Raw genomic sequence first — 11,377 nt, forward strand, 5'->3', positions numbered from 1 at the left:
GAAGGGCCTGCCCGTGGCCGAGGACATTGCAGGCGAGGTCGAGGATCGCGTGGATGCGAGCCTGCCGGAGGGCATGCAGCTCGCGGTGGAGGGGCTGCGCACGGAGTTCGCGACCCCGAACGGGTCGGTGGCGGCGGTGAAGGACATATCCTTCCAGCTGAACCGCGGCGAGACGCTGGCGGTGGTGGGGGAGTCCGGTTCGGGCAAGTCCGTGACCAGCCTGTCGATCATCGGGCTCCTGCCCCAGTCGGTGGCGCGGGTCAGCGGTGGCCGGATGGCGTTTACGGCGAAATCCGGCAAGACCTACGACCTCGCCCGGCTCTCCGCCGAGACCGCCCGCTCCCTGCGGGGCGGCGACCTCGCGATGATCTTCCAGGAGCCGATGACGAGCCTCAATCCGGTCTACCGGATCGGGGACCAGATCGCGGAGGCGATCCTGGCCCATCAGGACTGCTCGCGGGCGGAAGCGCGGGCGCGCGCGCTCGAGATGCTCAAGAAGGTCCGGATCTCGGATCCGGAGCGGCGGCTCGACCAGTTCCCGTTCGAGCTCTCGGGGGGAATGCGCCAGCGGGTGATGATCGCGATGGCGCTGGCGTGCAAGCCCAGGCTCCTGATCGCGGACGAGCCGACGACCGCCCTCGACGTGACGATCCAGGCGCAGATCCTGGACCTGATCAAGGACCTGCAGAAGGAAGAGGACATGTCGATCCTCTTCATCACCCACGACATGGGCGTGGTCGCCGAAATCGCCGACCGCACGGTGGTGATGTACAACGGCGAGGCGGTGGAGACCGGCGCCACGGCCGATATCTTTGCAAGGCCAAGGCATCCCTACACCAGGTCGTTGCTCTCGGCGGTGCCAAGGCTCGGCGCGATGCGGGGTCACGACCGGCCGATGCGCTTCCCCGTGGTCGACCGCGCCACAGGCCAGTCCGACGTGCCGGCGGAGGTGCCGGACACGGTCAAGACGGCTGAGCGCCCGGTCCTGGAGGTTTCGGGCCTCACCACGCGCTTCGTCATCCGGTCGGGGATCATGGGCCGGGTCTCGGGCCGGGTGCATGCGGTGGAGAACGTCTCCTTCAGCATAAGGGCTGGCGAAACCCTGGCGCTGGTCGGCGAGTCCGGCTGCGGCAAGTCCACGACCGGACGCTCGGTTCTGCGGCTCGTCGAGCCGCTGGCCGGTTCGGTCCTGCTCGATGGCGTCGATGTGATGAGGTTGGGCGCCAGCGAACTGCGCGACCAGCGCAAGCGCATGCAGATGATCTTCCAGGATCCGTTCGGCAGCCTGGACCCGCGCCAAAGCGTCGGCGCGGCCATCGCCGAGCCGCTGCTCATCAACGGCCTGGCCACCAGGGCGCAGGCGCGCGACAAGGTCGCCGACCTTCTCGAGCGCGTCGGTCTGCAACCCGACATGACGAGCCGCTTTCCGCACGAATTCTCCGGCGGCCAGCGCCAGCGCATCTGCATCGCCCGTGCACTGGCGGTGAAGCCCCGGCTGATCGTCGCCGACGAAGCGGTCTCTGCGCTGGACGTCTCGGTCAAGGCCCAGGTGGTCAACCTGATGCTCGACCTCCAGGCCGAGATGGGGCTGAGCTACCTGTTCGTCTCCCACGACATGGCGGTGGTGGAGCGCGTCAGCCATCGCGTGGCGGTGATGTATCTCGGCGAGATCGTCGAGATCGGCCCGCGCGCCGCGATCTTCGGCGATCCGCAGCACCCTTACACCAGGCGCCTGCTCGCCGCGGTGCCGATCGCCGATCCCGCCCGCCGGCATGAGAAGCGCCCGGTCTCCACTGGAGAGATCAGGAGTCCCATCCGTCCGGCCGACTACGAGCACCCGGTCCGCGAGTATCGCGAGGTCTCGCCCGGCCACTCCGTGATGATCGGGGGCGACGAATGGCAATAGAGCATCGGACCGAAAAGTGGAATCCACTTTTCGGAAAAATCAGATGCTAAAACAAAGAGATAGATCGCCACCTTGCGTCCGCTAGGACGCACGGCGATCTAGAATCGGCCCGGTGACGGCGTTGGCCCGGACGACGAAGCGCGCGGCCACTCCAAGCGCAAATGCCTCGTGTCAGTGTAGAGCCGATCAAAGTCACCGGAGGAGGCGGCGCTGATCGGCACCACAACGGAACGCGCCATTCGGATCATCCTTGTCGCACTCTGCAAACAGTCTGCGCCGGGGCTCAGAGCATTGGTGCGACGATGGTGCCGATACGGCCCAGGAGTGATCGATCGGAGCGACCTAGATTGTCGCTGAACTTTGCCAGAATGAACGGGGCGCCGACGGGGCGCTCCATCGCTCCCAGATTGACGTCGACGCGATGCGATAGCTGCCGGCCGTCATGGCAGATGACGGTCACGGCTCCGGAGTAGACCCGCGGGAAGTCCATGCCGGCATCGCCTCGGCAGGTCACGAGACGAGCGAGGGCGCGGGTCCCCGGGTCGGCGAGGTTTTCCTGTTCCAGCTGCGGCAGGCCGAAGCGGCGTGCGGCGAGCGCGCTGGCGACGAGGAAAGGCAAGGCGAACTGCGCTTCGGCGACCGACATGGGAGCGGCCTTCGCCGCATGCGGTTCGGCGAGCTTCGACAGGACTGCCGGCGGCACGACGGCCTCCACCGCGGCAATGTCCGGAACGGCGAGATCATGCACCGTCGCGAGATGGATGGCCGCCTCGATGCAGCCATGGCTGTAGAAGGCAGCCGGATAAGGCTTGATCGCGACAGCGAGCGTTTCCCAGCCGCGCCCGAGATCTCCGAGCCTGGCCTCGACCATGTCGGCATCCGGCGAAACCCGCGCAAAACTCTCGAACAGCCCATGGCGTCCCGTAAACGGAAGCCGGGGCCCGTCGAGATCCCGGCTGGCGAGCAGGGCCGCGGTCAGACCGCTCTGGGCGGCCCAGCCGGCATGCAGCCGCTTACCGATGCCGCCGCCTTGCAGGAACTGCATCGAGCCCGCTGCGGTGGACAGCGCGATGCCGAAGGCGGAGATCATTTGCCTCCGGTCGAGGCGGAGCAGCCGCCCGGCCGCGACGGCCGCGGCGAAGCAGCCGATCACGCCGGTCGGATGAAAGCCGCTCGCCTGGAACCGGCCCGGGGCGAGCGCACCGAGCCGCGCGGAGACCTCGACCCCCGCGACATAGGCGGCGAGAAGGTCTTCGTCGCTGGCGCCGACATGCTCCGCCGCGGCCAGCGCCGCCGGCAGCGTCGTGGCGGTGGGGTGCAGCACCGCCGCCATATGGGTGTCGTCGTATTCGATCGCGTGGATCAGCATGCCGTTGAGGAATGCCGCGTCGCGCATCGACCAGAGATCGCGACGGCCGATGACGCGATGAGCGCCGTCTCCCCCGGCGATCCGCAACGCTTCGGCGAAGGGGCGGTCCATGCCGCGCGACGCCGCCGCCAGCGCGACGCCGGCGCCGTCGAGGATCAGCAGCCTGGCGCGCTCGGCCACCGCCTCCGGGATCGCGGCCGGCTTCAAGGCCAGTGCGAAGTCGGCCAGCGCTGCTGCGATCCTGTCCTGCTCGCTCGACATCATGCCGGCCCGTCGCTCATTCCTGGCGCAGGCGCGGATCGGTCGCGTCGCGCAGCCCGTCGCCGATCATGTTGAGCGCGATCATCACGGCCAGGATCGCCAGACTCGGCATCACCACCAGCCAGGGCGAGTCCAGCATGTTCTCAAAGCCGTCGCGAATCATGCCGCCCCAGGTCGGCGTCGGCGGGCGCACGCCCAACCCTATGAAGCTCAACGACGCCTCGGTGCGCACCGCCGTCGCCAGCCAGAGCGTTCCGAGCACCACCACCTCGTCGGCGATGTTGGGCAGGATCCGCCGCAGGATGATGCGCCAGTCCGACATGCCGAAGGAGCGCGCCGCATCGACGAATTCGCGGTTGCGGAGCGAGAGCGTCGGCGCTCGGGCGATGCGGGCGAAGGGCGCCACCGCGGTGAAGGCGATCGCGAGAATCAGATTGGTCAGCGTCGGGCCGAGGACGGCCACGACGAGCAGGCCCATCACGAGGCTCGGGAAGGAGAGCAGCACGTCCATCACCGCCATGATGGCGCGGTCGGTGCGGCCGCCGAAATAGCCGGCCACGACGCCGAGCATCCCGCCGACGACCATGGCGAGCAGGATCGAGCTGAAGGCGACGAAGAGCGAGACACGCGCGCCCCACAGGATCCGCGAGAGCGTGTCGCGGCCGAAGGTGTCGTTGCCGAACCAATGTTCGGCCGAGGGAGCGGCGAGGTTGAGCAGGATGTTCTGCTCGTTCGGGTCATAGGGCGAGATCCAGGGCGCGAGCACGGCGCAGAGGATCATCGCGAACAACACGGCAAGGCCGAAGGTCGCGGCCTTCTGCTTTCGGGCGAAGCGGCCGAGGCGGCGCAGGCCGGACGGGCGCGTGGCGACAGCGGCGGCGGTCATTGGTTGCGCACCCTCGGGTCGATCAGGCCATAGCTCAGGTCAGTGACGATGTTGGCGAGCACGATGAACAGCGCATAGATCACCAGCATCGCCTGCAGCGTCGGATAGTCCCGCTGGTTGAGCGCGATGACGATGAGCTTGCCGAGGCCCGGACGGTTGAAGACGATCTCGGTCAGTACCGAATTGCCGATCAGCACGCCGAGATACAGCCCCACCACGGTGACGATCGGCAGCAGCGCGTTGCCGAGCGCATGGACCCGCAGCACCCGGCGCGGCGGAGCGCCCTTGGCCTGCGCCGTGCGGATATAGTCCTGCCCCATCACCGACAGCATGCTCGAGCGCGTCACGCGGGTGATGTAGGCGACCATGATCAGCCCGAGATTGAGCGCCGGCAGCACCAGCGCCCGCAGCCGCTGGGCCGGGTCGTCATAGGCGGCCTCGCCGATCACCGGGAAGAGCGGGATGGCGATCGCGAAGGCGAGCAGCAGCAGGATCGCCGAGATGAAGGCGGGGAAGGACAGGCCCAGCAGCGAGAAGAAGCGGACGACGTAGTCGGCCGCTCCATTGCGATAGCGCGCGGAGAGCACGCCGAGCGGGATGCCGAACACCACGCCGATCAGCATCGCGGCCAGCGTCAGCTCCAGGGTGTAGGGCAGCACCCGCCAGACCTCGTTGAGCACCGGCTGGTTGCTGATCATCGAGCGGCCGAGATCGCCGTGAAGCACCGACCAGATGAACTCGGCATATTGGATATGGAGCGGCTTGTTCAGGCCGAGCTGCTCGCGCAGGGCCGCAAGCGCCTGCGCGCTGGCCGATTCGCCGAGGATCACCAGCGCCGGGTCGCCCGGCGCGATCCGCACGATGAAGAACACGACGGTGAGAACGCCGAGCAGCGACGGAATCGCGAAGAGCAGACGCTTCAGCGTGTAGCTCAGCATGGCGCACCGCCAGGCGCGCCGGACGGCCCGGCAGGGATCGCTGCAATCGAAGACATGTTTCACCGCTCGCTGGAGAGCGCGAACGCTAGCGGTCTGATGATGTCATCGTCAATATGAAAATTTCACTTGTGTGATGTAATCAAGAATGCGAGCTTTTCGGCATCGAGAGGCGATGGCGAGGCTATGAACAAAACCGCGAGTTTCGAGGCGCGCAGTGTGGCCGATCTCTGGCTCGGCCAGCAGATCCGGCAGGCCCGCAAGCGACTGGGAATGCCAATCGCCACGCTGGCGAAGCAGTGCGAGCTCTCTGTCGGGCTGATCAGCCAGATCGAGCGCGGCCTGAGCTCGCCTTCGGTTCGCGTGCTGCGGCTGATCGCCGATGCGCTGCAGGTCCCGTCCGAAACGCTGCTGAAATTCGGGGAGGCGCCAGCCGCCGACGAGAAGGGCGTCGTCGCCCGCGCCGGTAGCCATCCGGCCCTGAACGCTCCCGAGAAGGGAATCGAGAAGGTCATCGTGACGCCCCAGCCCTCGGCCGGGATCAATGTCTATCGCGCCTTCATCGAGCCGGGCGGCTCGACCGGCGAGGAGCTCTTCACCATCGAGCGCGGCGAGCAGGTCGGCCTCGTCCTGCAGGGGCGGCTCGAGCTCTGGCTCGAGGACAAGGCGTTCTTCCTGAATCCCGGCGACAGTTTCCGCTACCACAGCAAGATGCCGCATCGCTGGCGCAATCCCGGCTCCGCTCAGGCCGAGGTCATCTGGATCGTGGCGGCCGTGCCGCTCGGCGAATGACGCGCCGCAGAATCGTCCAAGCCAGACAAGCAACGACAGGGGATCACCAATGAGTTTGCGTTCCAGCCTCGCCGCGCTCGGCCTCGCAACGGCACTTGCCGGGCTGCCGCTTTCGCATGCCTTCGCCAACGGTCCGACGCTGAACGTCGGCATGGCCGCGTCCGATCTCGGCACGCTCGATCCGCATCGCGGCGCGGCGACGCAGGAAAAGATCCTGCTGGCCTGGATGTTCAACGGGCTGGTGCGGCTGAAGCCGGGTTCCGTCAGCCTCGATTCGATCGAGCCGGACCTGGCGACGAGCTGGACGATCTCCGACGACAAGAAGACCTGGACCTTCAAGCTGCGCGACGGCGTCAAGTTCCACGGCGATTTCGGTCAGATGACCGCCGAGGACGTGGTGTTCTCGCTGAAGCGCGCCGCCGATCCGCAGCAATCGACCTTCTCGGCCGACTTCGCGAACATCGACACGATCGAGGCCGCCGATCCGCTGACGGTCAAGATCACGCTGAAAAAGCCCTCCGCCTCGCTGCTCTACGCGCTGGTCGATTTCCAGGGCGGCTACATCGTCAGCAAGAAGGCGGTCGAGACCTATGGCGCCGACTTCAAGCTGAAGGCGGTCGGCACCGGCCCCTTCGCCTTCGCCGATTACAAGGGGAGCCAATCGGTCACCCTCAAGGCGCATGAGGGCTATTTCCGCGGCGCTCCGAAGATCGGCCAGATCGTCTATCGCTACATCCGCTCCGATGCGAGCCGCGACCTCGCCTACACCTCGGGCGAGATCGATCTCGTCTATGGCCGCCAGGACCAGAAATGGGCCGAGCGCATGCAGGCGGTGAAGGACACCGAGCTCGACGTCATCGAGCCGGCTTATCAGGGCGCCGCCTATCTCAACATGTCGCACAAGCCGCTCGACGATCTGCGGGTGCGTCAGGCCATCGCCCATGCGATCGACGTCAGGCAGGTGGTCGCCTACAAGGGCGCGCTCGTCTCCTTCCCGCCCAAGACGATCTTCCCCGCCGCGACGCTCGGTGCGGATCTTGCGGCCAAGCTGCCGGCCTATGATCCGGAGAAGGCCAAGGCGCTGCTCAAGGAAGCCGGCTTCGAGAAGGGCCTGAAGCTCAAGGTCGTCGCCAGCCAGAACATCACCAGCCTCGGCCCCGCTCAGATCGTGCAGGCGCAGCTCAAGAAGGTCGGCATCGAGATCGAGATGGATGTCGTCGAGCACGCGACCTACCATCAGCAGATCCGGCAGAACCTGAGCGACATCGTCGTCTACGGCGCGGCACGCTTCCCCGTCGCCGACAACTATCTGAAGGAGTTCTACCACTCCCGCAGCACCGTCGGCACGCCGACGGCGGTGACCAACTTCTCGCATTGCAATGCCGGAGACGCCGATATCGACGCCGCTGCCGACGAGGTCGATCAGGCGCGCCAGATCGCGCTGTGGACAGCGGCGCAGGAGAAGATCGTCGCGCAGCTCTGCGCGGTGCCGCTCTTCGAGCAGAAGCTCGTCTGGGGCCGTCGCAAGGGCCTCGACTACGGCTACAAGCTCGAGGGCTCGCTGTCCTACGGGCCGCTGATCACCGAACAGACCACGCTGACGAAGTAGTCACCATGCGCGCCTCGCTCGCCTCCCTCGAAGGTCGCAGCTTCGACATCGTGGTCGTCGGCGGCGGTATCAACGGAGCCGCCGCCGCCCAGGCAGCCGCAGCCGAGGGCTACAATGTCGCCCTGTTCGAAAAGGGCGATTTCGGCTCGGGCGCCACGGCACGCTCGAGCCGCCTGCTGCATTGCGGATTGCGCTATCTGGTGCCCGGCGGGCCGCTGACCACCTTCCTGCGCCATCCCGATCGCTTCCTGCGCGCCGTCATGACGGTGAGTCGGTCGATGGCCGTGCGCAGCGATTTCGTGAAGACGCAGCCCGAGCGGGTGAAGCCGATCCGGATGCATTACCCGATCTATGCCGACGGCCCCTACGCGCCCTGGCAGGTGGACAGCGCCTTCCTGCTGCTGCGCGGCCTCGGGGAACGCGGCGTGCCGCTCGACTACCGGCGTGTCTCGGCCGCCCGGGCCCGCACCGAACAGCCCTTCATCCCCTGGCTCAGGGATCAGGACAAGCTGCGGGCGGTCGCCTGCTACACCGAGTACCAGATCGACTGGCCCGAGCGCGTCGCGATCGACATGGTGCTCGATCTGGAACGTCTGGGCGGGCTGGCGCGCAACTATTCTCCCGTGGTCGGGCTCGCCCGCGACGGGGCCGGCTGGAACGTGACCGTGGCCGACGCCGAGACCGGCGAACGTGCGCAGTTGCGGGCCGCTGTGGTGCTCAATCTCGCCGGCGTCTGGGTCGACCGGGTCAACGCGCTGATGCCGCAGCCGGTCTCGCGCAGGATCACCGGCACCAAGGGCGCGCATATCGTCCTCAGGCTGCCGCCGGAATGCCACGGCCACGGCGTCGCCGGCGTCAACCGCGGCGGCCGCCCGTTCTACTGCATGCCCTGGCGCGACCTGCATTTCTTCGGGCCGACCGAGACCCTCTACGAGGGCGATCCCGACGATGTCTTCGTCGATGCCGCCGACCTCGATTTCCTGCTGGCCGAGAGCAATCATCTGCTCCCTGGGCTGCCGATCAGGCGCAGCGACATCGTTTCGACCTGGGCCGGCATCCGCCCGCTGACCTTTGCCGCCGATCAGCCGATGGGCGCGCGGGCGCGTCAGATCTCCGATGCAGCGTCGGAAGGTGCGGCAGGGCTGGTGACGCTCTCGAACGGTTCGCTCGGCGCGCATCGCGCCACGGGCAGGGACGTGCTCGCGGTTGCTGCGCGCCATGTCCGGCCCTCGCATCCGCCGGCGCCGCTCTCCCGTGCCGCGGCGCCACTGCCCGATCGGCAGAACAGTCCGCGGCTCGATCCTGCGCATGCCGTGACGCGCGCCGATGTCATCGAGGCCGTGAGACGCGAGCAGGCCCGTACTCTCGACGATGTCCTCTCGCGCCGCACCGGCCTGGCCTGGTCGAGCGACCAGGGTTTCGCGGCCGCCCGCCCCGCAGCCGGAGCGATGGCGCCACTCCTCGGCTGGGACGAGGCGCGCATCGCCCGGGAGATCGCGGCCTATCAGAAGGGCATGGCCCATCTCCATGGTGTGCCGCCGCTCGACCAGCCCGCCCCGGAGGCCGTGACGGGCTGAAGCATCCCATGCCTCTGGAGACGGATGTCGCGATCCTTGGCGCCGGCCTCGTCGGCGCCTCGGCCGCCCTGGCGCTGCGCCGGCGCGGCCTTTCCGTCGCGCTGATCGAGCGCGACTATGGCGGGGCACGCGCCAGCGGCGTCAATTTCGGCGGCGTGCGCCGCCAGGGGCGCTCGGCCGCGCAGCTTCATCTCTCCGCCCGGGCACATCCGATCTGGGCGGATCTGCGCCGCCATATCGGGATCGATGGCGAATTCGTGCGCTCGGGCCATCTCAAGCTCGCGCGAAGCCGGGCCGACCTCGAGTCGCTGGCCGCCTACGCTGAGCGCGTCGACGGCTTCGGCCTGGAGCTGACGATCCTCGAAGGGGCGGCTTTTCGCGCCCGCTTCCCTGGGTTCGGCCCGCAGATCGTCGGCGGCTCGCTGTGTCCCGGCGACGGGCACGCGAATCCGCGTCTCGTCGCGGCCGGCTATGCGGCCGCGGCGCTGGCGGCGGGCGCGAGCCTGCTGGAGCAATGCCGGATCTCGGGATTCGAGCACGGCGGCGGCTTTCGCCTGCGGGCCGATGACGGGCGCGAGATCCGCTCGCCATGCCTGATCAATGCCGCTGGTGCCTGGGGCGGCGAAATCGCCGCGGCCTTCGGCGACGACATGCCGATACGGGTCGACTACCCGACCATTCTCGTCACCGAGCCGCTGCCCGCGCTGCTGTCAGTCAGTCTCGGCGTGGAGGGCGGCGGCTTCTACGGACGCCAGGTTTCGCGCGGCAACCTCGTCATGGGCGGCGGCTTCGGCATCGACACCGGCAACGACACGGCTCGTCCAGACGCGCAGGCGATCTCGCGGATCGGCGAGCACGGCGCGGCGATCATGCCGGCGATGCGCGGCGCCCAGGTCATCCGCGTCTGGGCCGGCATCGAAGGCTATACCGCCGACAAGAACCCCTTCATCGGCGAGAGCCCGCGCCTGCCCGGCCTGTTCCACGCCTTCGGCTTCAGCGGCGGCGGCTTCCAGATCGCGCCGGCGGTCGGCGAGGTTCTCGCCGAACTCGTTTGCGACGGTGCCAGTCCGACCCCGCTCGAGGCCTTCCGCCCCGACCGTTTCCAAGGAACCTGCCCGTGAGCCTCGTGATCATCCGCAAGACAGCGTCGGCCGAGGCTTGGCTGGAGGCACTGGCCCGGCTTGCGCCGGAGCTGCGCGTCCATGTCTGGCCGGATACGGGGCCGGTCGACGAGGTCGAATACGTCCTGAGCTGGGCCGCCGATCCGAGCGTGATCGCGAGCTTTCCGAAGCTGAAGGGCATCCTGTCCCTCGGCGCGGGTGTCGACCATGTCCTCACGGACGCGACGGTGCCGCGGCATCTGCCGGTCGTGCGCATGATCGACGACACGCTGACGCGCCGCATGGTGCAATATGTCGTCCTGGCCGTGCTCGCCCGTCACCGCCGCCTGGACGAAATGAGGGCCAATCAGGCCGCGAGCCTGTGGAAGCGCCCGTCCTTGCCGGACATGCAGGTCGGCATCATGGGCCTGGGAGAGATCGGCAGGGCCTGCGCGGAGCAGCTGGCCGCGTTGGGATATGCGGTGGCCGGCTGGAGCCGCCACGGCAAGCCCGTGCCCGGCGTCGAGGTTCACGCCGGCGCGGAGCAGCTTCCGGCCTTCCTGTCGCGCTCTGACATCCTGGTCTGCCTGCTGCCGCAGACCGCCGCCACCGCGAATGTTCTGGATCGCGGTACGCTGTCGATGCTGCCGCGCGGCGCCTATCTCATCAATGTCGCGCGGGGCGACCATGTCGTCGATGCCGACCTCATCGCACTGGTCGCGGAGGAGCACCTCTCCGGCGCGACGCTCGACGCTTTCCGCAAGGAGCCGCTCCCACCGGATCATCCCTTCTGGACGACGCCCGGCATCACGGTCACACCGCATGTTGCAGGATGGACCGAACCCGCCACGGCGGCCCGGCACGTCGTGCAGGCGATCGACGCGATCGACGCCGGCGCCAGGCCCCGTGGTCTGGTCGATCGGGCGACGGGATATTGATGCG

General features: G+C 68.0%; 9 protein-coding genes. 6 read left to right on the forward strand and 3 right to left on the reverse strand.

Annotated elements, in window-relative coordinates; translation table 11 throughout:
* Positions 1–73 precede the first annotated feature (73 nt).
* Complete coding sequence (locus ACTIF2_RS02130) at positions 74–1,906, forward strand: ABC transporter ATP-binding protein (protein WP_439495602.1); 1,833 nt, start codon at positions 74–76, stop codon at positions 1,904–1,906.
* A gap of 283 nt (positions 1,907–2,189) precedes the next feature.
* On the opposite strand, the gene ACTIF2_RS02135 is transcribed toward ACTIF2_RS02130, so the two are convergent.
* The 3 genes from ACTIF2_RS02135 to ACTIF2_RS02145 are packed head-to-tail and all read right to left on the reverse strand — an operon-like array spanning position 2,190 to position 5,360.
* Entirely contained in the window at positions 2,190–3,539 is a 1,350-nt protein-coding gene (locus ACTIF2_RS02135; protein WP_439495363.1) for an MmgE/PrpD family protein, read from the reverse strand.
* Positions 3,540–3,552: 13 nt separating this feature from the next.
* Positions 3,553–4,422: an ABC transporter permease gene (locus ACTIF2_RS02140; protein ID WP_439495364.1), complete on the reverse strand. Its 870-nt coding sequence runs from the start codon at positions 4,420–4,422 to the stop codon at positions 3,553–3,555.
* Complete coding sequence (locus ACTIF2_RS02145) at positions 4,419–5,360, reverse strand: ABC transporter permease (RefSeq protein WP_439495365.1); 942 nt, start codon at positions 5,358–5,360, stop codon at positions 4,419–4,421. Before ACTIF2_RS02145 ends, ACTIF2_RS02140 begins: the two co-directional genes overlap by 4 nt.
* Positions 5,361–5,543: 183 nt before the next feature.
* Between ACTIF2_RS02145 and ACTIF2_RS02150 the strand changes: the two genes are divergently transcribed.
* Genes ACTIF2_RS02150 through ACTIF2_RS02170 form a run of 5 tightly spaced genes read left to right on the forward strand, consistent with a single transcriptional unit; the run spans position 5,544 to position 11,373 of the window.
* Positions 5,544–6,149 (forward strand): helix-turn-helix domain-containing protein, encoded by a 606-nt coding sequence (locus ACTIF2_RS02150; protein WP_439495366.1) that lies wholly within the window; start codon positions 5,544–5,546, stop codon positions 6,147–6,149.
* A gap of 49 nt (positions 6,150–6,198) precedes the next feature.
* Complete coding sequence (locus ACTIF2_RS02155) at positions 6,199–7,758, forward strand: ABC transporter substrate-binding protein (protein WP_439495367.1); 1,560 nt, start codon at positions 6,199–6,201, stop codon at positions 7,756–7,758.
* A gap of 5 nt (positions 7,759–7,763) precedes the next feature.
* Positions 7,764–9,335, forward strand: a complete 1,572-nt coding sequence (locus ACTIF2_RS02160; protein WP_439495368.1) for an FAD-dependent oxidoreductase — start codon at positions 7,764–7,766, stop codon at positions 9,333–9,335.
* Positions 9,336–9,343: 8 nt separating this feature from the next.
* The gene (locus ACTIF2_RS02165) at positions 9,344–10,456 is read left to right on the forward strand and encodes an NAD(P)/FAD-dependent oxidoreductase (protein ID WP_439495369.1); all 1,113 of its coding nucleotides are present in this window, start codon (positions 9,344–9,346) and stop codon (positions 10,454–10,456) included.
* Positions 10,453–11,373 (forward strand): 2-hydroxyacid dehydrogenase, encoded by a 921-nt coding sequence (locus tag ACTIF2_RS02170; RefSeq protein WP_439495370.1) that lies wholly within the window; start codon positions 10,453–10,455, stop codon positions 11,371–11,373. The genes ACTIF2_RS02165 and ACTIF2_RS02170 overlap by 4 nt, the downstream gene beginning before the upstream one ends.
* Positions 11,374–11,377 lie beyond the last annotated feature (4 nt).

It is taken from the genome of Allobosea sp. (genome assembly GCF_051860145.1).
Taxonomy (GTDB): Bacteria; Pseudomonadota; Alphaproteobacteria; order Rhizobiales; family Beijerinckiaceae; genus Allobosea.